Annotated in this window: 17 protein-coding genes and 2 pseudogenes; 8 read left to right on the top strand and 11 right to left on the bottom strand. The window is 59.6% G+C overall.

All coding sequences use genetic code 11. From position 1 onward, the window contains the following. Positions 1-231: pseudogene (locus tag EOB49_RS36875) on the top strand (hypothetical protein); the annotation flags it as partial. Between the two features lie 249 nt (positions 232-480). On the opposite strand, the gene EOB49_RS06295 reads toward EOB49_RS36875, so the two are convergent. The 4 genes from EOB49_RS06295 to EOB49_RS06280 all read right to left on the bottom strand — a co-directional run bounded on the left by EOB49_RS06295 (position 481) and on the right by EOB49_RS06280 (position 5,567). Then, the gene (locus tag EOB49_RS06295) at positions 481-1,791 is read right to left on the bottom strand and encodes an HlyD family type I secretion periplasmic adaptor subunit (protein ID WP_127380492.1); all 1,311 of its coding nucleotides are present in this window, start codon (positions 1,789-1,791) and stop codon (positions 481-483) included. Beyond that, complete coding sequence (locus EOB49_RS06290) at positions 1,791-3,536, bottom strand: type I secretion system permease/ATPase (protein ID WP_127380491.1); 1,746 nt, start codon at positions 3,534-3,536, stop codon at positions 1,791-1,793. Before EOB49_RS06290 ends, EOB49_RS06295 begins: the two co-directional genes overlap by 1 nt. Positions 3,537-3,637: 101 nt before the next feature. Continuing rightward, on the bottom strand, positions 3,638-5,029 hold the full coding sequence (locus tag EOB49_RS06285) for a family 16 glycosylhydrolase (RefSeq protein WP_127380490.1): 1,392 nt from the start codon (positions 5,027-5,029) through the stop codon (positions 3,638-3,640). Positions 5,030-5,303: 274 nt separating this feature from the next. Then, positions 5,304-5,567, bottom strand: a complete 264-nt coding sequence (locus tag EOB49_RS06280; RefSeq protein WP_127380489.1) for a hypothetical protein — start codon at positions 5,565-5,567, stop codon at positions 5,304-5,306. Between the two features lie 816 nt (positions 5,568-6,383). Between EOB49_RS06280 and EOB49_RS06270 the strand changes: the two genes are divergently transcribed. Next, positions 6,384-7,466 (top strand): RelA/SpoT domain-containing protein, encoded by a 1,083-nt coding sequence (locus tag EOB49_RS06270; protein WP_127320363.1) that lies wholly within the window; start codon positions 6,384-6,386, stop codon positions 7,464-7,466. Here EOB49_RS06270 and EOB49_RS37395 read toward each other — a convergent pair. Next, positions 7,463-7,680, bottom strand: a pseudogene (locus EOB49_RS37395) (IS1595 family transposase); the annotation flags it as partial. The gene EOB49_RS06270 and the pseudogene EOB49_RS37395 sit on opposite strands and share 4 nt — an antisense overlap. A 157-nt stretch (positions 7,681-7,837) precedes the next feature. Further along, a complete protein-coding gene (locus EOB49_RS06260; RefSeq protein ID WP_127380488.1) occupies positions 7,838-10,744 on the bottom strand; it encodes a trifunctional glycosyltransferase/class I SAM-dependent methyltransferase/polysaccharide deacetylase in 2,907 nt (968 codons plus the stop codon). 901 nt (positions 10,745-11,645) lie between these two features. Between EOB49_RS06260 and EOB49_RS06255 the strand changes: the two genes are divergently transcribed. From EOB49_RS06255 to EOB49_RS06240, 4 genes are read left to right on the top strand one after another with little or no spacing between them, the layout of a single operon-like run. After that, positions 11,646-12,320: a hypothetical protein gene (locus EOB49_RS06255; protein ID WP_031212622.1), complete on the top strand. Its 675-nt coding sequence runs from the start codon at positions 11,646-11,648 to the stop codon at positions 12,318-12,320. Between the two features lie 7 nt (positions 12,321-12,327). Beyond that, a complete protein-coding gene (locus EOB49_RS06250; RefSeq protein WP_127380487.1) occupies positions 12,328-15,006 on the top strand; it encodes an OmpA family protein in 2,679 nt (892 codons plus the stop codon). A gap of 13 nt (positions 15,007-15,019) precedes the next feature. Further along, positions 15,020-15,514 carry a Rab family GTPase gene (locus EOB49_RS06245; RefSeq protein ID WP_127380486.1) on the top strand — a complete coding sequence of 165 codons (495 nt, stop codon included), beginning with the start codon at positions 15,020-15,022 and terminating at the stop codon, positions 15,512-15,514. Positions 15,515-15,517: 3 nt separating this feature from the next. After that, on the top strand, positions 15,518-16,588 hold the full coding sequence (locus tag EOB49_RS06240; protein WP_127380485.1) for an adenylate/guanylate cyclase domain-containing protein: 1,071 nt from the start codon (positions 15,518-15,520) through the stop codon (positions 16,586-16,588). A gap of 77 nt (positions 16,589-16,665) precedes the next feature. Here the strand turns inward: EOB49_RS06240 and EOB49_RS06235 are convergent, their stop codons facing one another. Both EOB49_RS06235 and EOB49_RS06230 read right to left on the bottom strand, forming a co-directional pair. Continuing rightward, positions 16,666-17,346 carry a redoxin domain-containing protein gene (locus tag EOB49_RS06235; protein WP_127380484.1) on the bottom strand — a complete coding sequence of 227 codons (681 nt, stop codon included), beginning with the start codon at positions 17,344-17,346 and terminating at the stop codon, positions 16,666-16,668. Positions 17,347-17,364: 18 nt separating this feature from the next. Then, a complete protein-coding gene (locus EOB49_RS06230; protein WP_127380483.1) occupies positions 17,365-20,661 on the bottom strand; it encodes an adenylate/guanylate cyclase domain-containing protein in 3,297 nt (1,098 codons plus the stop codon). A 536-nt stretch (positions 20,662-21,197) separates the two neighbouring features. On the opposite strand from EOB49_RS06230, the gene EOB49_RS38610 reads away from it, so the two are divergent. Next, entirely contained in the window at positions 21,198-21,326 is a 129-nt protein-coding gene (locus EOB49_RS38610) for a hypothetical protein (protein WP_281035284.1), read from the top strand. A 22-nt stretch (positions 21,327-21,348) separates the two neighbouring features. Here EOB49_RS38610 and EOB49_RS06225 read toward each other — a convergent pair whose 3' ends face one another. From EOB49_RS06225 to EOB49_RS06215, 3 genes are all read right to left on the bottom strand, one after another. Next, positions 21,349-22,728, bottom strand: coding sequence for a hypothetical protein (locus EOB49_RS06225; RefSeq protein ID WP_127380482.1), 1,380 nt, complete (start codon positions 22,726-22,728; stop codon positions 21,349-21,351). Next, on the bottom strand, positions 22,728-23,252 hold the full coding sequence (locus tag EOB49_RS06220) for a GNAT family N-acetyltransferase (RefSeq protein WP_127319620.1): 525 nt from the start codon (positions 23,250-23,252) through the stop codon (positions 22,728-22,730). Before EOB49_RS06220 ends, EOB49_RS06225 begins: the two co-directional genes overlap by 1 nt. 74 nt (positions 23,253-23,326) lie before the next feature. Then, a complete protein-coding gene (locus EOB49_RS06215) occupies positions 23,327-24,166 on the bottom strand; it encodes a hypothetical protein (RefSeq protein ID WP_245463574.1) in 840 nt (279 codons plus the stop codon). 187 nt (positions 24,167-24,353) lie between these two features. On the opposite strand from EOB49_RS06215, the gene EOB49_RS06210 reads away from it, so the two are divergent. Further along, a complete protein-coding gene (locus EOB49_RS06210) occupies positions 24,354-25,769 on the top strand; it encodes an adenylate/guanylate cyclase domain-containing protein (RefSeq protein ID WP_127319622.1) in 1,416 nt (471 codons plus the stop codon). Positions 25,770-25,804: the final 35 nt, after the last annotated feature.

Below are 25,804 nucleotides of genomic sequence, written 5' to 3'. Positions count from 1 at the left end.
ATGCGCTTCGCTCCCGTTGCGTTCATTGGATGTTCCGTTACTTCAGCCAATCCTTATGTAGGGTTGGGCGGTAAACGAAAGGGGCCCGCCGCTGAGGACACAACTACAGCGGCGGGCCTTGCTTTTGAGACCTGGCCCGGGGTTGGAAGCCAAGCTGCAAACCCAACTTCGATTTCAGAAACAGGTTCCAGCCTTATGAAAGATTTAACGCTTGCCGGCTTTTGCAGTTAGGCCCGCCGCTGAGGTCACAGCGACGGGCCCTGCACCAGAGCTTGGACTTGAGGGAGGGAGTGTTCTCACACCAAGCAAATTCCGAACTTCGCTTGCGGATGCATGTTCCTCACGTCGGTTCGAAAAGGGATTGTCGTGGTCATCGATTTCGGTTGTGACACCCGAGCCCGCCGGCAGCATCACGCAGGCGGCAGGCCCAATGAAGAGCTCGAGACGGGGAGCGGCCGGTCGTTGCAGCCCGGGCGCGTTTCACTCCTCCCGGAATGCTCGCTGGATCTGATCGGCCAAGGGCTTGACGAGATAGGACAGCATCGTGCGGCTGCTGGTCGAGAAGAACACCTCGACCGGCATGCCGGGCGCCAGGGTCAGTCTTTTGAGTCTGGCAAGTTCCGTGCGCGGCAAAACGATATGCACGGTGTAATATCCGGCGCCGGTGCGCTCGTCGGTGCTGAGATCGGCGGAGATCTTGCTGACGGTTCCGTTGAGTTCAGGCGTTGTGCGCTGATTGAAGGCCGAAAGCCGCAGCGTCGCCTCCTGCCGCTGTTTCAGCTGATCGATGTCCTGTGGGGCGACACGGGCTTCGACGGTCAGTTGGTCCGCGACCGGCACGATGAGCATGACCGGTTCGCCCGCAGTGATGACACCCCCAATCGTATGTACGGCAAGCTGGAGGACGACGCCGGCCTGCGGGCTGCGAATGTCGATGCGCTTGAGCTGGTCTTCGGCCGATACCTTGCGTTCGACGAGTTCCGAGAGTTTTGCCTGGACCTCACGCAGTTCGGTGGCGACTTCGCTGCGCAGATCCTGATCGATCTGGATGATTTGCAGGCGGATTTCCGATGTGTGGCCTTTCGACTGCGCTATCGCGGCGGTCAGCTGCCCATGTTCAGCCTCCAGCCGCACGGCCTCGCGCTCGAGAGCGGTGATGCGATCGATCGAGACCAGCTTGCGCTGCCATAGTGTGCGCATGCCCGCGAGCTCGGTTCCGATCAGCTTGATTTCCTGGCTCTTGGCGTCCTTTTGCTCGGTCAGGCCGGAGACTTCTTCGGCGAGCTGGGAGATACGTTCCGCCAACTGCGCCTTCTGGCCAGCGCGTGCCTGCCGGCGCAACTCGAAGAGCGACTGCTCTCCGGCCATTGTGCCGCTGACATCCGGATCGTCCCGCCGAGACATCAGCGACGGCGGAAAACCGATGGCGTCCGCACCGTCGCGCTCGGCCTTGAGACGTGCCAGGCGGGCATCGAGTTCATCCGCGCTCTTGGTGACAATGGCCAGATTGGCGCGGGTGACGGTTTCATCGAGATGAATCAAAACCTGTCCCGCTTGCACGGCATCGCCTTCGCGCACGAAGATCTGGCCGACCACGCCGCCGGTTGGATGCTGCACCTTTTTGACGCTGGAATCGACAACCAGCTTTCCCGAGGCAATGACTGCGCCGGAGAGGTCGGTCACCGCTGCAAGGCTGCCCGCTCCACCGACCAGAAGGATGGAGGTCGCAACGCCGCCGAGCAGATAACGTCGAATGGTCCGGTCGATCACCGATGTCGCTCTCTCCGCCATCAGAGCGCCGCCTCTTCAGGACTTGAGACAACTTTTAACGGAACACTGATGGGGCGGGTCACCTTGGTCATGATCTCATTCTTCGGGCCAAAGGCCTGAATACTGCCGTTCGTCATGACAAGGATCTGGTCAAGGCTTTGCAATGCACTCGGGCGATGCGCCACCACGATGGCCATGCCGCCTCTGTCGCGCACGCCCTGGATCGCCGCCGTCAAGGCGGCTTCGCCGTCGGCATCGAGATTGGAATTCGGCTCGTCGAGTATGACAAGAAACGGATCGCCATAGAGAGCACGCGCCAAGGCGACCCTCTGTCGCTGGCCCGCCGAAAGCGCCGACCCGGCCTCGCCGATACGCGTTTCATAACCTTCAGGCAGGTGAACCACCAGATCATGAACACCGGCGGCGCGCGCGGCGGCCAGTATCTTGTCCGAGGGGGGCTGGGGTTCGAAGCGAGCTATGTTCTCGGCAATGGTGCCATCGAACAACTCGACATCCTGCGGCAGATAACCGACATGCTTGCCGAGTTCTTCCGACGACCACTGGTCGAGCGTCGCACCGTCGAGCCTGACGGTACCGCGCACTGGCAGCCAGACACCGGCGATCGCTCTGACGAGCGAGGATTTTCCCGAAGCGCTCGGACCGATGATGCCGAGGCCGGCGCCCTTCTGCAGCACGAAGCCCGCATCCTGAACGACAAGGCGACGCTCGCCCGGCGGCGCCACACTGATGCCCTCTACCGAGAGGCGAAACGACGGTGGCGGAAGCGAGACACTTGTTGCTGCCTGGGGCAGCAGCCCCAGAAGCTGAGTCAGGCGCGCCCAGGCCTGTCGGGCGCTGACGAAGCTCTTCCAATGCGCGATCGCGAGTTCGATCGGTGCCAGCGCCCGGCTCATCATGATCGAACTGGCGATCATGATGCCGCCCGTCGCCTCCTGATGGATGACGAGCCAGGCGCCGATCGCCAGGATGCCGGATTGAAGCATCATGCGCACGACTTTCGATGTCGTTCCGAGCGTCCCCGCCAAATCGCTCGCCTTGGCATTGGTGCTGAGATAGTCGGCGTTGATGCCTGACCAGCGCTCGGCGATGCGTGGGCCAAAACCCATTGCCTGAAGCACCTCGACATTGCGGCGCGTCGCCTCCGCCAGCGTGTTGCGCGCAGCGGCCTGCGTGTTGGCACGTTTCGCGGGCTGCCTGGTGCGCACCTCCGCAAGCAAGGTCAGGCCAAACAGAATGACGGCGCCGAGCAGCGCGGTAATGCCGATCCAGAAATGGAACAGGAAACAGATTGCGAGGTAAAGCGGCATCCAAGGCAGGTCGAACAGGGCGGTCGGCCCAGCGCTCGACAGGAACGACCGGACCTGATCGAGGTCCCGCAATGATTGCAAGCCATCGCCGGTGAGCTTCGTGCGCAACGGCAGACGCATCAGTGCGGTGTAGACCTGCCCGCTGAGCCGCGCATCGAGCGCGATGCCGATACGCACCAGCAGCCGCGATCGGATCAGTTCGAGGACGCCCTGAAAGACGAACAGCGTGCCCGCAAACACGCAAAGGCCGACCAACGTCGGCACGCTGCGGCCGGGAATGACGCGATCGTAGACCTGCAGCATGAAGAACGAGCCGGTCAGCGCCAGGACGTTGACGACCCCGCTCATCAAGGCGATGCCGGCGAATGCCCGGCGAAAGGAAGCGAATACCGCCGGGAGCGTCGTTCGCGGCGGCTCAGATGAATGGATGTGAGACATCTTCCTTCACCTCGGGTCCAGCGCGGGCGCAAGCGGCAATGAACGCGTCCAAGACCGGTTGGCGAAGGGTGTCGGTTTCACTCCATCTTCCGGCATGGCACCTAGATGAACCAATCATTCAGCGCGTAGGCATGGACATAGTCGACGTGCATTTCAGAAGGGGTGGCAAGCCCGTCGGCGGGCGCTCCCGCCATGCCGCCGACAGCCTGGTTGACCAGCATGTACATTGGCTTGTGCATGTCGGCAGGCGTTGGTGCGCGGGCAACTTCGACATCGTCGAAATACCAGACCAGCTCGCTCGGGGTCCAAAGCACCCCATATTTGTGGAACCCTTCGGTATCCGCTGCATATACGGTCGATGTCACTTTCGTATGCGACCCCGTCGCGTTCGAGTGGCTGGTCAGGGTGAGCTTGTTGGGATCCTGGCCGACCATCTCCACTGCGTCTAGTTCCGGCGGCCAGGAGCCATCCGCCGGAAGAAGCCAGAAGGCCGGCCATGCACCCTGCTTTTCGGGCATGTCGGCTCGAATTTCGAAATAGCCGTAGGTCTGTGCGAAGGAATGGTAGGTCGTCAACAGACCTGACGTGTAATCATAGTTGTTTATGTAGGGCTTGATCGCGTCGGGAGCCCGGGCGGCCGTAATGGTGAGAACACCGTCCTGGACGCTGAACGGGTTGACCGAACTCGTGGGGGCGTAGCTGGTGTCGATATACCACTGAAGCTCGCTGTTGGTGGCGAGCGAGCTGCCGTTCGGAGCACCCCACCAGAAGTTCGTGTCCCAGGTCCCGCTAGAACCGCTGTGCAGGTTCAAAGTATTGAACTCGTCCGAGAAGGTGAGCGTCAGATGCGACTTGTCCAGGGCGAGATCGAACTGGTTGGCGCTGAACTGGTCGATGGTCTTGTTGGCGAAGACGAGAAACTCGGTTGGCGACAGGGTGAGTCGGACGTTCGATCCCGACTGCACCATGTTGGCGTGCACCTGGTCGAAGGAGGTGAAGCCGTAGCCTCCGACGCGCACAATATCGTCGGCGCCGAAGTCGAGAATGAGGTCGCTGCCATTGCCCGGTTTGACGACAAAAATGTCAGCGCCGGAGCCACCCTTGAGAACATCGTCGCCTTTCAAGCCGTCGAGCGTCTGCTGGCCGGAACCGCCGACGATGATATTGTTCAGAGCGTTTCCGAAGGCATATTGTTTATCGCCCGTGACCGTCAGATTCTCAAAATTCGCCGGCAGCCTGTAGCTCATCCAGGTCGAGATCGTATCGATCCCCTCGTTGGGCAGCTCCACCGCTTTGTTTTTCGCGGAGTACAGGTAGTAAATATCGTCGCCCTTGCCGCCATACATCGTGACGCTGACGCTGCCGTCGCCATACAGCGAATCGTTATAGATGCTGCCGTAGAGGGCCGGGCCCGAATTCGTTGCCGAGTACCACTTTGCGGAGGACCCGCTATAGGGGAGCGGAACACCCTTGGCATTGGTTACGGTGGCCATTTTACTCACAGCTCCGTTGGTTTGTTCCAAGCCCTAACACGATGGAAGGCAAAAGGAGCCGATAGGTTTTCTCTCCAAGCTCAGGAGGGTTACCAAAGAGTAAATGCGGGGGGGGGCCCGACGCGTCCGTCAGGCCGTCGGTGGGGAACTTGAGACTGTTTTCGACGGCGCACTCAAACCACAACGGGGGCCGCTCCGGGTGGACGGTTGCACCACCGTCTCGCAGGGCGCAGGCGGCCCTAGCTGCCGAAACACTGGCGTCATTCCTCGCAGTTCAGAGCCCAAGGGTCTGGCTTGTTTCCATCTGAAGGAAATCTGCCGACGAATTCCGGAACACCGCGTCTTGGAACGCATCGACGGCAGAGCCGTGGGTGACATCGACCAGCACGGCCGCTGCAGCTTCAACCTTGTCGGCCGCTTCGTCAACCTTGTTGAAGCGCAGCAGCATTCGATCGTGGAGCATCGACAACCGCGTGGCGTGATAAAGCACGCTGCGCTTGTGGTAATCCGAGTCCAGCGGCTCAAACAGTATTGTCATGACGGCAACTCCTCGCCATTTCATGTCCATTCGGGGTGATTTGGAGGCCGCCCACGTATAGATATTGTTCTGGCGCTCCCGGGGCCTCCGTCACGCGCTGTTGAGCTGCCCGGATCCTGCAGCACAGGGCGATATTCACCACGCCATTTTTCCTGTCCGTTTCTTCCTTTGCGCGCTTCAACGATTTCTCGGCGCGTTTGACGCGCAACCTTGAACTGCCAAGTTCGAGATCAAGAATTCAGCCATCGTTCCGCTTCCTATGCGGTTGCGGTCCCTTCGGCTGATAATTACGGCTGTTCTGTTTGGTTCCGGCCAATCGCGACCCGGCTCCAGATTTTACAGGAGCCAGGCCGATCTGGCCCTGCCGATTAAAATCTCTCCGGCAATGGGCTTGAGCGCATCTTCTGTCGCAGGCTCCAGCGGGACGCCGGCGACGTTCCGGAGCATCAAAGCGCCGCGCCGAAGGACGATCTGAAATCCGCCCCGGTCGAGGTCTTGCCGGAGATTGCCAGTGACATAGTTCGCCTGCGCCAAATGGCCGACCTTGTGGTCGTGTGCGGTGGCGATGGTTCGGTGTCGGCGGCGGCGATGGCTGTAGTGGAAAGCCGCCTGAGCGTGGCGGCATGTACGTCCGCGTCATGTCCAGGGGCGCGATCTAGGCAGATACGGCCGAGACGGTATCTCGCTCGCGGAGATCCGATGTCGCGCGCTATGGTACTTCGCTTACCCAAACGGATATGACTCTTGGGATCTGATTCCCCTGCGATAGCCCCGCCAGTCCAGAATGAGGCGGGCCACCATGACTTCTTGGCTCCAATGACTGAGTACCCGCGCCTTGCCTACAGCATGAAAGCCGTTCGCAAGGCAGGCGACCGGCTGGCAAAACCTATTCAGTTCGGACGAGACATCACTGTCGGCCAGTATGTGGACGCACTCGAAATCTTTTCAATCGCCAATAGCTGGCGCGACTCGCACTTTCTGCCGATGCGCAGCGTTCGGTTCTCTGTCCGTCATCACATAAGAGCCCTGCGACTGGAGGGCGACATGGCATCCCGACCAAAGCGCATGGCATCCATTCGTCGGAAGCTTCGAGAGTCCACCACCAATTTGGACACCATGAACGACATCGGCGGTTGCCGAGCGATCATGGCCGATATCAAAGGTGTTCGCTCGCTTCTCGCATCGATGCGAGACAAGTTCCCCCATGAGATCCACTCTAGGGAGTTTAACTATATCGATGAGCCGAAGCCGGACGGGTATCGAAGTCACCATATTGTTTTCAAATACCGATCCCGAGATGCCGACACCGAGGCTTTCGACGGACGACGCATCGAGTTGCAAGTTCGTACCAAGCTTCAGCACTCATGGGCAACTGCGGTTGAGGCTGTCGGGCTATTCCGGGGCCAGGATTTGAAGCACGGAGAGGGCGACCAAGATTGGCTTCGCCTTTTCCAGCTTATGTCGGCGGAATTCGCGCGCGTTGAGCAGTGCCCCGTTCATGTAAGTGTTCCGGATCACAATGACCGGGTTCGAGAATTGCGGGATCTCAACAAGCGTATAGATGCGATAGGCATACTAAAAAAAATCAAGAATACTACCAGATTCCCAGAAAATTTTATACGGCAAGCGGAAAAAACGCGATACTATTTGCTTCAATATGGGAAAGATAATAAACTGACTGTCGATCATTTCAGGTCAATTATAACGGGCGCGCGAAAATTGAAAGAGATCGAGCAAAAAATCGAGCTAAGGGGCAGTGAGGTGAAGACTGTCTTGGTCGAGGTGGATAAGGAAGAAAAGCTTGCTGAAATGTATCCGAACTATTTCGGAGACGTTTACTTATTTGCTCGTAATCTGAAATCCATCTGCTCGGGAAAAGCGGCTACCGAATACAGTTAGCCTGCACTGGGTCGGCTTAAGCGGCGTCGCTTCCGTATGAAGTAACCCGAGCGTTTGCCGACGATACCATCAAGGCTGCGACCGGCCCACGCATCGTCGTTCATGCCAGGGGCTGCGCGTGAATTATGGCGGAAGCCATATTCGGAGAGGTAGCGTTGCAGATGCTTTCTGCGCAGGGCTGATAGGTGCCACGCATGCCACGCTTGAATATGCTGATGCGCCGGGTATTTTGGCAGTGTTTACTCAGCCGCCGGGGCAGGTCATTCCGATCTCGGGGTGACATCGAGCGATCGCGGCAGTCTGGGGAGTGCGGAGCGTTTCGTCGATCTTGCGCACGTGAGCGGGACCGATGACCGTGACAAATTCACCGTTTAATCGAGCATGGCCTCGACGGTGGCGACAAAGTCGTCGAGCGAGCGATCCCCGCGAATCTCGATGCGTGGAAGGTCGATGGGATCGCAATTAAGGTCCGCCGGCCCGTGTCTGCTGCCGAAGCCGATCCGATAGCCGGACTCCTTGGCCAGTCTGCCGAGCCGTCGGTCGGTGACAGAGAAGGGTGCCGCGAACGCCGAGGTTGGCCGACCGGTCCAATGTTCGATGAACATACGAGAGCGCAGCAGTTCGGCGGCCAAGTCAGAACTCGACAGACCATCGATCGCGCGATGCGTCGCGAGATGGCTTCCGAAGAACGCACCTTCGGCGGCGAGCCGCCGCACCGTCCTGGCATCCATAAGCTGCGTCGGCGGACCGTTTTCGGAATCCCACTGCGCGCTTTCACCCACCAGGTCAGTCACCAGGAACACTTCCGCGGTCAGGTCGTTCGCGCGCAAGGTTGGCCAGGCATGGTCGGCAAAATTCTGGAAGCCGTCATCGAAGGTGATGAGCACTGGGCGGCCAGCGAAAGGCTGACGGTCGGCGATGGACCGTTCCAGTTGCTCGGACGTGGTCGCGTGAAAGCCATTGGCGCGCAGCCATGCCATCTGGCTGGCGAATGCGGCGGGCGTTAGCCGAAAACGGGCGAGGGCGGCCGGACCTTCTTCGGCGACGCTGTGGTACATGAGTACAGGGATACGTGGCCGCCGCTCGCTGCGCGCGACGTCGCGGCGCAAGGCCCGCGCACCGCCCCAGACGATATTTCGGGCGACCCCGAGCCCGATAGGCGCGCGGATCGGCGCATGATCAATCCTCGGTTCCGTCACCACATCGTCCGGTGACAGGCGGCGGAAGCGGTCTATGCGATAGAGCTCGGTCTGGATCGACTGCTCGAGGACGAGACCTTCGGTCGCTGCGAGCGCCTCTGAGATCGCTTGTGCCCCGAATGTGTTCCAGTCGAAGCCCGTCCTTTCAACATTGTCACGCAGCACGAATGCGTGGGCGCTGATGAAACTGCCGCCAGGCGCCAACGCCTCTGCGAATTTTTTGGCAATGCGCCGCAACTCGGCGAGATCATCCAGATAGTAGAGCACTTCCGAACAGAAGATCAGATCCATCTTACCCGGCAGCGTGTCGGCGGAGAAATCCAGTACGCCGAATTCAATATTCGGCTGATCGCTGCATCGCGCGCGGGCCCGGCCGACGGCTATGGCGGAGATGTCGGTTGCGGTCAGATGGCCCACTCGCGGCGCCAGCTGCCGCGTGAAGTGGCCCTCCGCGCAGGCCAGCTCAAGCGCCCGTCCGATGGGACCCGCAGGCAGAATCTCGAGCTGCCGCTCATATTTTTCCTGCTCATAGGACGAACCGTAGTTCCAGGGATCCTCGGTCGCGAAATAGCCATTCCAGAACGACGTGCGATCCTCGTCGTGCCTGACCCGTGCACGCCGCGGCGCGGCATAAGGCTCGGCTGGTTCGGCGCTCGACCGGACCAACTCCCGCGCTTGCGCGGCCAATCGCGCGAGTTTGCCGAAGTGGCTGTCCGGATCAGGCCCGCGTTCGGCTGTGCCTGACAATGCCCCGGCTGGAAGCGTGTTCGGAGTGTTGGCGCCAACCTCTTTTTGCGGTGCGAAATTCCGGATCAGTTCAATCCAATGATCCCTTGTCACTGTCCCGAGCACGCCGAATTGTACGACGGCCTCGATGTGGCCATCCATCATCAGGTAGGCATAGATTTGGTCGATTCCTTCCGGCAGTTCGGTCGAGGTCGGATTTCGAGCGTCGACGCGGATTCCAAGTGTTCGCGCCAGCCTGCGCGGCGCGCCAAGATCGTCGGCGTCGAGAAGCATTTGCTCAAGCTGATACTGGATGCGGCGAGCCGCCGCGGGATTGGCCCAGACCTTGCCGAGTTCGGTAATCAACTCGGTGATGGCGCCGCCGAACCTTCTCCACCTGGCAGCCAGTTGCGCCGGCACAGACAGGCTTCCCACCGCAAGGCCGTTGACGGCTACCTTGGCGATCTCACTCGCCCACTTGCGTCCGGCCGGAAGCGCGCGCAGGGATTGCGGGTTGATCGAGCCCGAGCCGCCGCCGCAATCCGACGCGGCGTTCCAAAATGCGAACCACGCGAGTGCTTCGGAAGCGGTGCGGCCATCCGCCGAGTTCGCTCCGTTGGCGTGGATAGTCACCGGGTGTTTGACTCTGGAGTCGGCAGAGAAGCCACGGGCGATCACGATTTCCGCGTCGGCCAGCATCTGAGATGAATTGCGGGTGAGCGAGTTGGAGCTAGCCCGGTAAAAGGCGAGCGGCTCGTCGACCATTACCCAATTCCTGCCGAGACGGGCGAGGCGCTGCCACAGATCCCAGTCCTCGCATGTGCGCAGCGACACATCGAAACCGCCTAACTCGACGATTGTCTCCCGGTCGACCAGCAGCGCGTGAGTGGCGATGGCACACCGGCGGGCAAATGTTTCAAAGGGCTGGACCGCAACCTCTGACGAGACGCTCAACGGAATAAGTTCGCCATCGGGCATCACGCACTGAGAGCCGCAATAGGCGGCCACTGAATCGGGCGCGGCCTCCAGTGCGGCTAGCATTTTCGCGAGGAAGCTGGCGTCTACCCAATCGTGTGCATCCAGAAACATGAGCCAGTGGCCGCGCGCCGCCGAAATCCCGCTATTGCGCGCGCCGGCGGGGCCATGCGCGCAAGAACTCAACGTCCGAAATCGGGCATCTTGCTCCACATAACCGGCAATGATCGCGGGGGTGCGGTCCGTGGAGGCGTCGTCGACGATGATCGCCTCCCAATCCACGATTTCCTGATCGAGGAGGCAATCGAGTGCGCGCGCCAGCGTTACCTCTGCGTTGTGCGCAGGAACCACGATTGAAACCAATGGATTATGCGCCATGCCGTCTTACCCACGCCTGGTTCGAAGGTACAAGAGTCCCAAGACATAGCCGGCGATTTCCCGCCAAAGGAAACGGTCATCGAGGATGCTGCGTCCAAACAGTCTCCCGTGAACTCTTCCGAGCCGTCGCGCCTCCATTTGGCTGCAGGGCGAGCTTGCTCCTGTCCTGCTAGCGACGTTAGTAGCCTGGCGCAGCATTTCATCCGTGCCGCCGAGATCGGGCGCCGGCTGTCGCAGATGCACGTCAAAACCAAGCATGCCGCATACTCATGTCGATCCCTGAAATCGGCACCATGACCACAAGCTGCGGTCCCTGGCACTTGGCTATGGCAAACTGGCGTCCTTTGCAATCGACGACGCAACAATGCAAGCCCACTGAAGCTTTGGTTGAATGACTGCCAGCTATTGGGGCCTATTGCTCTCTCCTATCGACCGAAACACCGCGATTCCGGGCTGCATTCTCGATCGGCGATTCCTCGTGTGAAAAGAAGATTCTCCTTCTACTGTTGAGCTCGCGCCGGAAGCTGATGGTGGCAGTATATAGCGGAGCGAGAGGCAATATGCTGTCCGCTGGAACAGCTATTTTAGCAATTTCTAATAAAACTTGTTACTTAAATCTGTCTAAATAGATATACATAATGCCATTGTATCACCCGCCTTCATAGTAGATTTCGCCCGATAACCAATTAGGTTAAATGGCTATGGTTGCTATCACAGAGAGGGCGAGAGCAACACCTAGCGGCACTGGTGCTTTTTCTGCGAGTCCAAGAGGTGTAAAAAGAGCACCCAAATTGGCTTGCGCCAAGAAGATTCCGGCTTGCAGGTCGCGGATTTTGCTGGCATCTTCATCTGTTTATGGGTCTCTGCACTGTGGCAGGTGTTCAAATAGAGGGGTATAAGGATGGCCAAGGAATCTTCGAGTACTTCGAGTGCCGTTTCCTCCGCAAACAAGGCGGACGCAAATTTGATTGGTAATGCAGACGGAAGCGGGCTGAACTTCATGGCGGCCCAGGTTCGCGAAAACGGGGGCGCCGGCGACGCCGTAGGTGTCGACAAGATACGCGATCTGCTGTTCGGCAACCAGATGCAGGACTATGACCGCCGTTTTTCCAAGCTTGAGGAACGGGTGTTGCAACGCTTCAAGGATGTCGAATCCGAAGCCAAGCGCAATCTTGAGATGTACGAGTCAAATGCAAAGAAGCAGATCGATTCGCTCGCGGCGCAATTGCGGAACGAAAAAGACTCACGAGCCGATGCCGACAAGGAGATTGACCGGAATCTTCGCGAGCAAAACCAGGCACTTGAAAAGCAGGTGCGTGCGTTGTCGGATCAATTGAGCGCGCTTGAGCGGGACGTTTCGGACCGGATAAATCGAAACGATCATTTGCTGCGTGAGGAAATCAAGCAGAAGAATGAAGGCGTTCAGATGCTGATTGAGAAAATGTTTGCCGATCTCAGCAACGTTAAGACCGACCGGAATCTTTTGGCCGGCCTGTTTGTAGAGGTTGCGAAATGTCTGAATCAGGATCCCGTCGGCAGCAAGGGCAACTCGGATCGTAGCTGGAAAGTGAGTTGATGGGACCTTGACGTCAACCGTCGACCCAATCAGTCTTCCACAAAGAACAGCCTCGAACGATACAGAAATTGATCGCGAGGCTCTGGCTCGTCTTTTGGTCGAAATTGCCCGGAACGTTGATCCGGACTATCGTGCGCGTTTCGACGGAGTCCCAACCGCCGATCCTCGCATGGAAACGCTGCGCCAGTTGCTGGTCAGCCGCGAAATTTCGGAGCTTTCACGAGTTACGCATCTGCTGGACGAACCCGAGCAGCTTGCGGCAGCAGTGGGCGACATTCTTCCCAGTGCGGCCGCGCGAGCGCCTCATGCGCAGCTCGGCGAGGCGCTTGCGCCAGCTGTCGAACGGGCTGTGCAACGGTCAATCCAGAAGAGCCCGCGCACACTGACGGATATATTATACCCGGTGTTTCTGCCGGCAATTCGCAAGTCGATCGGGGAAAAGATCGACCAGACCTTTCAGTCGCTGAACGAAACTCTAAGACATATATTTACCTGGCATGGGCTCAAGTGGAGATTTGAATCTTGGAGGACAGGAGCAAGCTTTTCGGAAGTTGTTCTTAAGCACTCTCTTGTTTATCGTGTAGAGCATGCCTTTCTCATTCACCGTAATTCCGGTCTTTTGATAGCGCATGTAACCGCCGATAATGCAACGAGCGAAGATCCTCAACTCATCTCTTCGATGCTTAGTGCAATTCAGGATTTTGTGAAGGACTCGTTTAACGAGAAAGAGCAGAGCGGCCTGGACACAATTCGTTTTGGCGACCTTCGTCTCTGGTCAGAAGTTGGACCGTTTGCGACCCTGGTTTCGGTGATCCGGGGAAATCCGCCAGAGGGATTGCATGAAATAGTTCGCGATGTATTGCTTCGCATCCATGAGGAATCCTCACAGGCTTTAGAGCAGTTTGACGGCGACGGTTCGCAGTTGGCCAGCGTAGAGGCGCAGTTGCAGACCTGCGTCGAGCTCAAGCAGGAGGAATCAAACGAGGGATTTCCGTGGCTGGTGGCGGCCGTTGCCCTGCTGCTTTTGAGTCTGGCAGGCGGTTGGTACTTTCTTTCCTGGCAATCAGCGCAGCGCTGGCAAGCTTATGTATCGCGCTGGCAGGCTTACGTGTCGCGACTGGAGGCCCAGCCGGGCATCATCGTTGCCGAACAACAGGCGCGCGACGGCCAATTCTATATTGCCGGCCTGAGAGACCCGCTTGCCGCCGATCCAGAGTCCCTGTTGTCTGGAACGCAGGTCGATCCCGCCCGGGTTCATTCGCAGTGGCAATTCTATCAGAGCCTTGAACCGGAGTTCGTGCTGAAGCGGCTGAAGGCGTCGCTGGCTCCGCCGGATTCAGTACGACTATCAATCGACAATGAGCGCATCGTTGCCGAGGGTGAGGCTCCCGACACCTGGATAGATCGGGCGCGTGCAGCGGCCCGACAGCTTTCGGCAGGCGGACCGGAATTCGACATCTCCAAGGTTCGTGACGTAAGCCCCGAAGTACTCGAGGCGAAGCGCTGGCAGGCCTACGTGTCGCGACTGGAGGCCCAGCCGGGCATCATCGTTGCACAACAAAAAATACGCGACGGCCAATTCTATATTGCCGGCCTGAGAGACCCGCTTGCCGACGACCCGCAGTCGCTGTTGTCTGGAACGCAGGTCGATCCCGCCCGGGTCCATTCACAGTGGCAATTCTATCAGAGCCTTGAGCCGGAGTTCGTGTTGAAACGGCTGACGGCGTCGCTGTATCCGCCGGATACAGTACGACTTTCGATCGTCAATAATCGCATTATTGCCGAGGGCGAGGCTCCCGACACCTGGATAGATCGGGCGCGCGCAGCGGCTCGGCAGCTTTCGGCAGGCGGACCGGAATTCGACATTTCCGAGGTTCGTGATGTGAGCCCCGAAGCACGCGCGGCGGAGCACTGGCAGTATTATGTGTCGCGACTTGAGGCCCAACCGGGAATTGTCGTCGCCCAACAATCGGCCAGGGGTGGACATTTCTATATTTCCGGCCTGCGAGACCCGCTTGCCGCCGACCCGCAAGCTCTGCTGTCCGGAACGGAGGTCGATCCTGCCCGCGTTCATTCACAGTGGCAATTCTACCAGAGCCTTGATCCGAAGTTTGTGGTGAAGCGGCTGACGGCGTCGCTGACGCCGCCGAAATCGGTCCGACTTTCGATCATCCAGGGTCGCATCGTTGTCGTGGGCGAGGCTCCTGCCGCCTGGATCAACCGGGCGCAGGCCGCCGCTGAACAACTTTCGGCGGACGGAGTGGTTCTGGATGTCTCGCAGCTGCGTGAACTGGACCTTGCAGAGCTCAATCATTTGAGAGAGGCCATCCAGACGACCGATATTTTCTTCTCTTCCGGCAAAGTTGTGCCGGGACCAGAGCAGACGCCGGTTCTCGACAGATTGGCGAATCAAATAAAGGAATTCGCCCAAAGTGCCCGCAAGTCAGGCGTAACTGCGCGGTTCATGTTGACCGGCCATTCGGACACCACGGGCCGTGAGACGGCCAACGCGTCGATCAGCGCCGCCCGTGCCGAGACAGTTCGTGCGCTTCTCAACAAGCGCGGCGTCGCCCCGGAACTGCTGCTGGTTCGGGGCGCGGGCACCTTTGAACCGGCGGTGCCTGAAAATAGTCAGGCTGGTAGCTCCACCAATCGCCGGGTTTCCGTTACGGTAAACCTGGACTAGGTCGGAGCCCAAGATGTTGCAAAAAAAGATCTGTATGCTGGGCGGGTTCTCTGTCGGAAAAACGAGCTTGGTCCGCAGGTTTGTGAAAAGCATCTTTTCAGAAACCTACTTGACCACGGTGGGAGTGAAAATCGACAAAAAGAGTGTCGCACTCCCGGACAAAACAGTGGATCTGATTTTATGGGATTTGGCCGGCGAAGATGATATCGGCTCATTCCGCGTCAGCCATGTGCGAGGTGCGACAGGCCTCGTGCTTGTCGTCGATGGAACCCGCGCCGCTACCCTTACCGCCGCGCTCACGCTGCGCGAGCGGGTCGAGGCTGAATTCGGTGTTATGCCGTTCGTACTGCTTTTCAACAAATCAGATCTGGCCGATCGGTGGGTAATACCAGATAGAGAAATCGACGAACTGAGGCAACGCGGATGGCAAGTCTATCTGACAAGTGCGCTCTCGGGTGAGCATGTCGATGATGCGTTTCTTAAACTCGCTTCGATGGTCACCAAATAGACCATGCAAAGATTGCCAAGAGAGATCGGAAACTGGATTTACGATTTCTTCTACAACGAGCGTGCTATTGCGTATGTGAAAATTGACGCCCAGCTGCGGACAGCGGCGAAGGGCGGTAACGTTGAACATTACGGGCTCTCATCCCTTCGCATCGGTAAGCCTGTTGCCGATCAGCTTGAATTCATGGAAGGTTTGCTGCCTTGCCCGGAGCTTCCATTTCATATGCCTATGGTCGAACTGCCCAGCGGGCGTGTCGCGGACCTTCATCTTTTTGCTGATGATGACCGCGTGTGGCTGCTCTTTCTTGATGCCACTGCCGAACGCGACAACAAGCAGCGGCTTCAACAGAAGGCTTATGAAATGACTCTTCTGCAAGAGAGGGAGCGCCAACTCAACGAGAAGTTACATTCGGCCAATGAGGCGTTGAGGAAGAGTCAGGAGGGATTGTCGCGTGAATACCAGCGCGCGGAAGCCCTGCTCCTCAACATTCTTCCGGCGTCGATCGCGGAGCGGTTGAAAGCGCACAAGAAAATTGCAGACAACCACGCAGAGGTGAGTGTGCTTTTTGCCGACATCGTCGGTTTTACGGAAAGAGCGCGCAGCGTCGGAGCGGTGACGACGCTCGCTATCTTGAATTACTTCTTCAAGGCGGCGGATCGGCTCTCGGAACGACACGGCTGCGAAAAGATCAAGACAATCGGCGATTGTGTGATGGTGGTCGCGGGCCTGCCCACCGCGCGATCCGATCATGCACAAGCCCTCGCGCACTACGCAGTTGAACTGCGCAAGGCGGTCAAACGCGAGAGCTTCGCAGGAGAACCGATAAGACTGAGAATTGGAATTCACTCGGGACCGATCGTCGCTGGCGTCATAGGCAAAAGACGGTTCGCCTATGACTTGTGGGGCGAGACCGTTAATCTCGCCTCGCGTATTCAAACGTCCGCGGAGCCCAGTGAAATCCGTATTTCCGATGCAACGCGCCAACTGCTGGGACCAAAATTTGCTTGCGATCCACTTGAGGAAACGGAATTGCGTGGTGCAGGTCGTGTACGAATGTGGCGGCTCCCAGCCTGATTGTCGCTTGCCAACGCTGGAGCGCACTGCATCTCAAGCCGCAAATTATTAACGTGAAGATTTGATCAAACGGGACCTCATTGGGCGACTTGCGACACAGCTGACATCAGTTCCTTCGGGTTGGGCGCCCCAAACATGTATCGCCCCCCCTCCGGAACCTCCGTGAAACTCCAGCGGACAATTCCCTGCCTGTCCAGCAGGAATTGACCGACCAATTGTCCGTGTCCTGTTGCGATCATCTGTTCGTCGGCTTCGGTCACTTCGTAAGGGTCCTTCCTATCGAGGATTTCGCTCGCTGCAAAAGGATCCATGGGACCGGGCAACTCGCCTGGTATGTCGACCCGCATATCCTTCGCTGCTGCCATCGAGACCTTGTACGGCCAGTTCGTCTCGTTTTGGGTGAATTCGAGATTGGGTAGTCCAAAAGCACGATGTGAAGCGCGTTCAGGGTCGGAGGCCGCAAGCAGGTTCGGCATCGGGTGGTAGCGGAAATAGAGACGCGCTCGTTCGATCGGCGTGTTGACCACCGTCAGGCTCTCCACGCCCCTTTCGCGCAGCTCCGGATCAAGCCGCGCCTGGGCGGCGATGTGGCGCCGGCAGAAGGCACAATGCAGACCTCGAAACAGGCCGACCAGCACTGGTTTTTGCCCGCGAAAGTCATCGAGGGCGATCTTGCCTTCCTGGGTAATGGCGTCAAGCACCAGGTTCGGCGCACGGTCGCCCGGTTGAAGCGGTACCAAGTCACTAGGCGCGGACATTCCAACCCCTAACCCCGGCTAGTCGAGAAAAGGCAGCACCACAAGCGCTTCCGGGTCGAGCCCGTGCTGGGCGCATATACCCTGCGCCAGGGAAAAGTAGCGTTCGGCCTCGGCCAGATTGTCGAGGTCCAGATTAAGCGTTGCGAGACCATCATAGCACGGAAAGAGCAGTTGGGGCTCGCCCATTTCGCGGGCGACGTCCAGTGCTTCGTGGAACAGGCCAACCGCCAGTTCAGGACGGCCATTGCACTGGTGGATCTGCCCAAGCACGATCAACGGCACCGGCAGGTGCTCGCGCTGGTCGAGCGCCCGGTCGATCTCGATAGCCTTCTCGGCGGCAGGCACGCCCTCCGTTGGACAGCGATCCGTGAAAGTACAACAAGCGACCGCCAGATTGGCGAGGAGGCGGGCCTGGAAACCCAGATCACCAATATGGCGCGCCACGTCCAGACCGCGCCGACAGACCTCCATCGCCTTTGCCGGATCGATAGTCGTGTAAAGCACGCCGAGATTGGTGTAGCCGCGGCAGGCCGCACCCAGCAGACCGGCGGCTTCGGCCAATTCAATGCTGCGCTCGACCTGGCCAACGGCTTCACGGTTTCGTCCGAGGCGAGCCAGCGCAACAGCCTTGGTATTAAGTGCCTCGGCGGTCACAAGAGTGGCATCGCGTCCTACGTCGGAAACATGCTCCGTCGTCAAAGTGCGTACGCAATCCAGCGCCGCGTCCGCCCATTTTGCCGCGAGGGAGTGATCTCCGCTCCGGAACGCCTGTCGGCCACGTTCTTGCCAGAGATGCGCCTGCTCGATCGGGGCATCCGCTCCATCGAGGAGCGCTGCCGCTTCAGCATAGCGGGATTCTGCGTTGTCCCGCTTGCCGACGTCCCAGAGCAGCCGACCGACCTTACGCAAAACGCGCGCCGAAGCGACACGATCTGCCGACTGGCGGTATGCCAGCAACACCGCCTCGTAGTGGTGGTGCGCGACCTGGCGGCGGCCTGCCGGGCCGCTCAGATCGGCAATGCGCTCTGCAATTGCCAGTTTGAGCGGTGTTTGCCCGATCGCACCCAATGCGGTCAGTGCTCGCTCATAGAAACGAAGGGCGTCATCGTTGGCGTATATCATGCGAGCGCGATCACCCGCCGCCTGCAGGTAATGCGCGCCCCTCTCCCGCTCGGCGCTCTGTGCGAAATGATGACCGAGCACGGCCAAATCCTCGAGCCGTTCCGGCTTGTCGCCGCACAGTTGCTCCAAGGCAGCACCGACCCGTCCGTGGATGTCGGTCCGGCGTTGCAGGAGCAGATTCTGGTAGATCACGTCCTGCAGCAATGTTTGCGTAAAGCGGTAGCTTTGCGACGAGCCCGAGCCAGATCCGGCAACTTCCTCGATGATTTCCGCATCGCAAAGCAGTTCGCAGCCGGCTTCTAGCCGGCCGGGGTCGGATGTAACGGTTTTCAGAAGGGTGGCATCGAAGCGCGGGCCAATTACCGCGGCTTCCTGGGCCAACCGGCGCACCTCTTGGGGCAACCGGTCGACCCGAGCAAGCAACATTGCCTGGATCGTGGCGGGAATGCCGGTTGCGACTTCGCCTGCCACAGTCCGCCATCGCTGGCCCTCGCGCATCAATACACCGCGATCGATAAGGCCGCGAACGATCTCCTCTAAAAAGAGCGGGTTGCCGCCCGCGCGCTCGAGGATCTGGCCGAGAAGCCCTCCTGCGGAGTTTACCCAGCTCTCGCCGAAAAGCGCCGCCAGCAGACTGCGTCCGTCATCATTGTTGAGCGGCGGAAGCCTGAGCGCCGTGTGACTGACCCGATTTGAATCGAGTTGGTCGTTGTCCGGCGCTGGACGATGCGTGACCAGCAACATCAACCGTGTGCGTTCCAACCTGTCCATCACGAAACGCAGTGCCTCAAGTGACACGGCGTCGGCCCAGTGCAGGTCTTCCACGACAATCAACAGCGGCGACAACGCAAGCCGCCGTTCGATGATTGTGCGGACTGCGTAAAGAATTTGCCGCCGCAGCTGCTCGGGCTCGACATGCTGCAAGGTGGCATCGGGGTCGCCAAGGCCAAGCACATGGTAAAGCAAAGGCATCAGTCGCTTTGCCTCTTCGCCCTGCAGGCCGAGATCGGTAAGCAAGGCTGCGAGCTTCCCCCGTATTTCATCCCCATTGTCGTTCTGCATCATCCCCGCAGCGCTGCGCACAACTGCGTCCAAGGCGCCAAATGATTGTTCGCCCAGCGGCGAGCACGCGGCCTGCCGCACGGCGACGTTGCGAAAACGATCCTCGTCGCCGACGCGGGCGACGAACTCCTTCACCAGCCGCGATTTCCCGATACCGGCTTCTCCGACGAGGCGGACAAGTTGGGCCGAGCCGTCGCACGCCTGGTCAAGGCTCGCCAACATTCTATGAAGCTCCGCACCGCGACCAATCATCGGCGCGCTGAGGCCGAGCGCCTCGAGCCCACGTGCTGCACGCGGGGCCGCAAGCGGTGCATCCAGTCGATGGACGAGCACGCTGCCGGCCTTGCCGCGAAGCACGACATCGCCCAGCGACTCGTAAGAAAAGGCATGCCTGGTCAGCCTGTGAGTGAGTTCGCCTACCAGCACCTCACCCGGTGCGGCCAGCGATTGCAGGCGCTGCGCCGTATTCACGGTGTCGCCGGTCACCGAATAGGATTTGGCGGTCCCGATGCCCAATCCGCCAGTAACCACCGGACCGGTGTTTATGCCGATGTGGAGTAACAGAGGCGAGCCGGAGTGGGGGGTGCCTTCACCGAGCCGCGCCGTCCGGGCGATCATGTCGAGAGCGGCGCAAAGCGCACGTTCCGGGTCGTCTTCATGCGCCACCGGCGCACCGAACAAAGCGAGCAGCGCATCGCCGATGAATTTGTCGACGAAACCGCCAAAGTTCCGCACGGCCGCCGTCAATTCCTTGAACAGCGCGTTCTGCAGAGCTTGCATCACCTCGGGGTCGAGTTGTTCGCTGAGTGTCGTGAAGCCGCAAAGGTCGGCGAACAGGACCGTTACCGTCCGGCGATCGGCGTCAGAGACGGGATGCAGCCCATAGCTTTCGATGTTCGTAGGCAGCGACAGGATTCGAGAAGGCGGCACGATGGTCCCGCTTGGTTTCGGAACAGACCGTTCGGCGGCTTTTGCGGACGCACCAAGGCTTGCCCCACATTTCGGACAGAACTCGAAATCAGGTGCGCAGGGGTAGCCGCAGCTGGCGCATGGCACAGGCTGGCGCCTGCCACACTTCGGACAGAAGGCGTAACCGCCCTCAATCTCGAAACCGCAGCCCGAGCAGTCCATGGAAACCTCACCCGAGCATGATGCCGAAAAGTGTGAAGCGGTTTTCGGACCACATCCTGCTCTGTCTCTTTGACCTAGAGATGGATTCAGATTTCAGGTCGATTCGGCCTGCAATCATCCGGCTCTTGGGGCCATGACTCGTGATCCGCCACGCCCTTCACGGCCAGGGTATTCACAATGATGAACCGATAGCCGTCAACCGGCAAGCGGCAGCAAATGGGCATCCGTGGGTCCGGTGGCGGAGCGTTGCCGATTCGGACGGCTGCTTGGCCGTCGTTGCGAAGTTCTCTCTTCGCCCCTCCGTCTTCCTGCTATCATGGAGATGAGGAGACGGGCCTTGAGCGAGAATCGCAGACTAGTCGCAATCCTGGCTCCAGATGTGGTTGGATACAGCCGGTCGCCGGCGCGGACGAAGATTCGCCTCGCGTCTGGAGGGCGTCGCGGCGCCCGGCGCCATTGCCTGTCCGAGGACGCCTATCGCTAGGTCAAGGCGAGTCTCGACCTCTCGGTCAGCGATCTCGGCACGCGTGGGCGGCATGGCAGGAACTGCTCGCGTCAATCCTGACTATTCGCTGGAATACCGTCGCAAAGTCTTGCCTTACAAGAACCATGCCGATTTCGAACTCATGATCGACGGGCTCCGCAAGGCCGGAATAGTGCAATGACAAATGAGGGCATGCGGTCGGATCAGACGCCAAAGGCTCGGCCGATCTTGCGCCATCGGGCGTTTTCACGAACCAGTTTCAGGTCGTCGGTCGTCTCGGCAAAGGTGTGCGAACGGTAGTGCCCGAGCAGGTCAGGAAACAGCCTCCCTGCCGGCAGGCCGGCGACCTGTTCGCGGACCGACATTTTTTCATCGATGACCCGGGTGCCCCAGGCATTTTCCCGAACCTGCAACTCGGCAGCCAGACCGCGCTCTTCCGGCGCGGTTTCATCCAGCGCGGCCAGCAGGATCGAATGGAAAAGCGCTATATAACCGATCTGCCTCAGGCCGCCCACGACCCGCACGCGAGGCAATATGGCAAGAACAAGGAACGTCAGGAACAAGTTCGGCAGCAGCACGCCGTCCAGCAGCGCCTGCTTGAGATGCGCCCGCTCGAACGGGATGGAAAGACCATTCGGCCTTTCAGGCTCGATCAGGTGCCCGTTCTCGAGGACGAGCTTGCGCACGCGCTCCTCGCGAATGCCCCAGAAATAGGCCGTGGCATTGGGCAGGAATCTGCCAAATGGGCCCGATTCGGTCTCTTGCAGGGTACGTTCGAGACGCTGACGCCTTGCGGGCTCAAGGAGCAGCTTGGAAAGAAGGCTGCCGTCATGGTCCAGATGCCGCGCCACGACGGAAGCCGCGAGCCGGTCATCGATGAACACCGGCCGAGCCATGCCGGAACGATCCCAATCGGCGACCAGATCCTCGTTGAGTTCTGTCAGTGCATCTGCGGCGGTTCCAAACACCTTGTCCTGGCTGGCGAGCAGTGTGCCCAGCCAGCGGCTGGCATCCGTTTCGTCGCCCACCGCTTCGAGCGCCCGCTTGTTGAGGGTGACCGGGCCGGCCGCGCAGGCGCTTTTGCGGCATAGTTTGTGGCGCCCCATGCCAAACAAGTTGACCTTGTCGTCGCCGACATCGAGCCATCCCGGCCCCTCCCGGCCAATTGTCTCCATGGTCATCGTCGTTCCCATGAAGCCGACGAAGGCCGACAGCCCGTTTTCGACCGCGGCGAGCCAGGCAAACAGGAGGGCATCGAAGGTGATCCGGTCCATCAGCAGCAGGCAGTGTAGGCCGGACTGGATCACCGGTCTGTGGTCGAATTCTTCGAGGGCCTTGACGACCTCTTCAGGCTGCATGATCAAATCAAGGCGCTGATGCAGTATATCGAGCAGGATCGAGCGGGCAGCGATCGCCGGACCCGAAGCAGGCCTTGCCACCGGCCGCCACAGATGGCGGGCGTATTCGGAAACCGGTGCATTCCAGTTCTGCTCGATGTCACGCACGACTTCCGGGCAGAGCAGTGACAGCACTGCCAGAATATCCACCGGAGCCTTAAGGGTCGGATCAAAGTCCCTGGTCATCAGAACCGCAGCCGGGCCATGCTCAGAAGGTCGTGATACCGTCCTTCGGTAAAGCCGGCCTTCACATGCCGGCCTTCGACCTCGAAGCCGTGGCTTGTGTAGAGGCGGATGGCCGGTTCATTGTCGGCATAGACGGTCAATTCGACTCGCTTCAGGGCGCGCCAGTTGTCGGCCACGTCAAGCAGCGCGCCAAGTATGGCAGAGCCGATACCCTTGCCGACAAAGCCATCGTCAAGGCCGATATTGATCTCGCCGATGTGCGAACGGCGCGGCGAACCCTGCACGACAAGGCTGCCATGGCCGACGACCTTGCCGTCCAGCTCGGCAACGATCCAGGTGGTTTCCTGGCCGGACTTGGTGATACGCCGTTCTACCTGCTCCACCATCTCGAATGGCATCCTGAGCGTGCCCCAGCGGAAGCCCGGCATGTTGAAGATGGCGCAAAGCGCCTCCGCATCGCTTGGCCGAATGGCCCGGAGTTGCGGCTGGATTTTCTTTGGGAATGGCGAGGTCGTGCTGGTCATGGCTTTCCCGGCAAAGGCAATAGGCCCGGCACGATGCACCGGACATCATCTGAAAATCCAGCCATCTCATCATCCTATGATGCCGATTGCGCGCTGAAGTACCGGGAGACGGCGTAGAGTTTGAAGATGCCGCTGATTCCGATCCAGCCGAAAAGGGCGAGCCAGCACAATGTTCCCGTCGCCGTCCAGTCGATCCGGTGCATTACGGCCTCGGTGATGACAAGGCCAAGGATGGCAAACAAGCCGACCAGAAACTGCGCCAGACCGAGCACCAGCAGCTCTTCGCGCGGCGCGCTTTTCCAGACGAGATATGTGCCGCCCGCTCCGGCGAGGAAGATGGCGCTGTAGACCTGAGCGTGGAAGGCGTCGATCGGCCACGGCCAAAAGCCGCCGAATGTCAGGGGAAACAGCAACAGACCGACGCCATAAAGCCCAAGGATCGCCATTTCCATCGACATATAGCCGCGCCATGCAGAGTTTAAAGTCACGCCCTTTGCGGAAGGACGGCCCCCGGCCCGTAACAGGAACAGCCCGGATACCGCGACCGAAGCAAGATAGACCAAGAACCAGAGCCAGGGCGCTTTCCGCTCGAAGTTGAAATAGCCGAGATTGATGAACGAAGCCGCCGAAACGATGACGGTGAAGATGAAGGCCATGACAAGCACTAGCCTGCCTGGCGACCAGCGATTCCAGACCAGCAGCGCCGCCATCACGGCCATTTCGGCGGTGTAGAAGCCGCCGAGGAAGCGGGCGTTGAACGGCGTGACGGCCCAAGGCCAGCGCGGCCTGACCAGCGCAGGCGCGAAAAAAAGGCCGGCGCCGACAATCAGGACGATGATGACCCCCGCCGAGAAAAGCCGCAAGGCCGCGGGAAATGGCGGGTTGTCGGGTGTCGGCGCGGGAGAAAGTCCCAAAGATGAATACCCCATGGACCCACCATAGTACCGCTTGCGATCGGTGAAAATCCCGACGGAATTGACACGTCGGCGGGCTTTTCCATTCGAATGGCCGTACGATCCGTTTCGAAGTAAGATGGAGCGCTCGGAACGAAGACCGGTTCCGGTCAACCACCTCGGGGGTGCATTTTCCGGAGCCTGCACGATGACCGAAATTCAGGATCTGTTCTCGCTTTTGCGGCAATCGACCGATGTCGATCCCCAGGCAATCGACGCGATCCGGCGGACCATCGCGGAAGGCAAGGATCATGAACTTTGCCGCATCAATGTGCCGGCTTTCGCCAGCAAGCATGGCCTCGACGAGGAACGCGCCATCAGCGCCTTCCTCCATGCGGCGCGGGTAGGCATCTTCGACATTTCATGGAATGTTCTGTGCCCCGGCTGTGGCGGCGTGCTCGACACCAACGCTACGCTGAAAACCCTGCAGAAGGACGAATACACCTGCGCGCTATGCTCCGAAGGCTATTCGCCGACCCTCGATGAGATGGTTGAGGTGACATTCACCGTCAGCCCTCGCGTGCGCAGGATTGCCGCCCACAATCCACACGAACTGCCGTTGGTGGAATATTTTCGCCAGATTTACTGGGGATCCGGCGTCGATCTGCCGGAAGAGGGTTTGGCGAAAAACATAGAAGCGTTCTCGCTGGAGGATATCGAGCTGGCGCCGGGTGAAAAGGCCGTTCTGCCCATACAGCTTCCGTCCGAATTCATCATCGTCTTCGAGCCGGTCACCCATTCAGCGCAGTTCATCGACGCGAAGGGCGAACCAACAAAAGAGCGGCGAAGCCTGTCGTTGGCTTTCGACCGCGACCATGTCCAGAACCAGACACTGGAAATGCAACCTGGTCCGCTGCGTATTTCGCTGGAAAACAGGACCGACACCCGCGTGCTGCCGGCAGTCTTCATCGCCGGCGAGGCATTGCATAATCTCCTGGGCAAACGCCGGCCTTTTCTGACCGCCAAGCGCCTGCTCACCAACCAGACGTTCCGCGACCTCTATCGTACGGATACGCTCGACATCAACCAGCGCCTGAAGATCACCAGCCTCACCTTCCTGTTCACCGACCTGCGCGGATCGACCGCGCTTTACGAGCGGGTGGGCGACCTTTCAGCCTTCGATCTCGTGCGCGTGCATTTCCAGGTTCTGCACGAGATCGTCGCGGCGGAGGCAGGCGCGGTGGTGAAGACCATCGGTGATGCGGTGATGGCGACATTCGCGACGCCTGATCGCGCGATGGCTGCGGCCCTCAGGATGCGTGATGCCATGCGTGCGCTCAATGACAGAAGCGGGCGCGAGGATCTGCTGCTCAAGATCGGTGTCCATGCCGGCCCCTGCATCGCCGTGTCCATGAACGAGCGACAGGACTATTTCGGCCAGACGGTCAACATTGCTTCACGGGTCCAGAACCTGGCCAACGCACAGGCTATCTTCGCAACCCGCGCGGTGGTCGACGACAATCTCACCGCCGATCTGTTGCGCAGGAACGCTCTGACGCCCGTGCCTCACGAAGTCTCGCTGCGCGGCATCGAGCGGGAGATCGCGGTGTATACAATCCCCTGAGCAATCGGGCCGTCCAGAGCAATCCTAGGGAAAGT

This window comes from Mesorhizobium sp. M7A.F.Ca.MR.148.00.0.0 (genome assembly GCF_003997735.1).
Lineage (GTDB): Bacteria > Pseudomonadota > Alphaproteobacteria > Rhizobiales > Rhizobiaceae > Mesorhizobium.
The sequence above is the reverse complement of the archived record's forward strand: the minus strand, read 5'-3'. Positions and strand labels throughout refer to the sequence as shown.

Coding starts and splice junctions, on each gene's coding strand:
- EOB49_RS06255 (WP_031212622.1), top strand. CDS start 11,646: ATGGCCAAGGAATCTTCGAGTACTTCGAGTGCCGTTTCCTCCGCAAAC.
- EOB49_RS06260 (WP_127380488.1), bottom strand. CDS start 10,744: ATGGCGCATAATCCATTGGTTTCAATCGTGGTTCCTGCGCACAACGCA.
- EOB49_RS06290 (WP_127380491.1), bottom strand. CDS start 3,536: ATGTCTCACATCCATTCATCTGAGCCGCCGCGAACGACGCTCCCGGCG.
- EOB49_RS06285 (WP_127380490.1), bottom strand. CDS start 5,029: ATGGCCACCGTAACCAATGCCAAGGGTGTTCCGCTCCCCTATAGCGGG.
- EOB49_RS06220 (WP_127319620.1), bottom strand. CDS start 23,252: ATGACCAGCACGACCTCGCCATTCCCAAAGAAAATCCAGCCGCAACTC.
- EOB49_RS06240 (WP_127380485.1), top strand. CDS start 15,518: ATGCAAAGATTGCCAAGAGAGATCGGAAACTGGATTTACGATTTCTTC.
- EOB49_RS06210 (WP_127319622.1), top strand. CDS start 24,354: ATGACCGAAATTCAGGATCTGTTCTCGCTTTTGCGGCAATCGACCGAT.
- EOB49_RS06295 (WP_127380492.1), bottom strand. CDS start 1,791: ATGGCGGAGAGAGCGACATCGGTGATCGACCGGACCATTCGACGTTAT.
- EOB49_RS06270 (WP_127320363.1), top strand. CDS start 6,384: ATGACTGAGTACCCGCGCCTTGCCTACAGCATGAAAGCCGTTCGCAAG.
- EOB49_RS06230 (WP_127380483.1), bottom strand. CDS start 20,661: ATGGACTGCTCGGGCTGCGGTTTCGAGATTGAGGGCGGTTACGCCTTC.
- EOB49_RS38610 (WP_281035284.1), top strand. CDS start 21,198: ATGGCAGGAACTGCTCGCGTCAATCCTGACTATTCGCTGGAATACCGT.
- EOB49_RS06280 (WP_127380489.1), bottom strand. CDS start 5,567: ATGACAATACTGTTTGAGCCGCTGGACTCGGATTACCACAAGCGCAGC.
- EOB49_RS06225 (WP_127380482.1), bottom strand. CDS start 22,728: ATGACCAGGGACTTTGATCCGACCCTTAAGGCTCCGGTGGATATTCTG.
- EOB49_RS06235 (WP_127380484.1), bottom strand. CDS start 17,346: ATGTCCGCGCCTAGTGACTTGGTACCGCTTCAACCGGGCGACCGTGCG.
- EOB49_RS06245 (WP_127380486.1), top strand. CDS start 15,020: ATGTTGCAAAAAAAGATCTGTATGCTGGGCGGGTTCTCTGTCGGAAAA.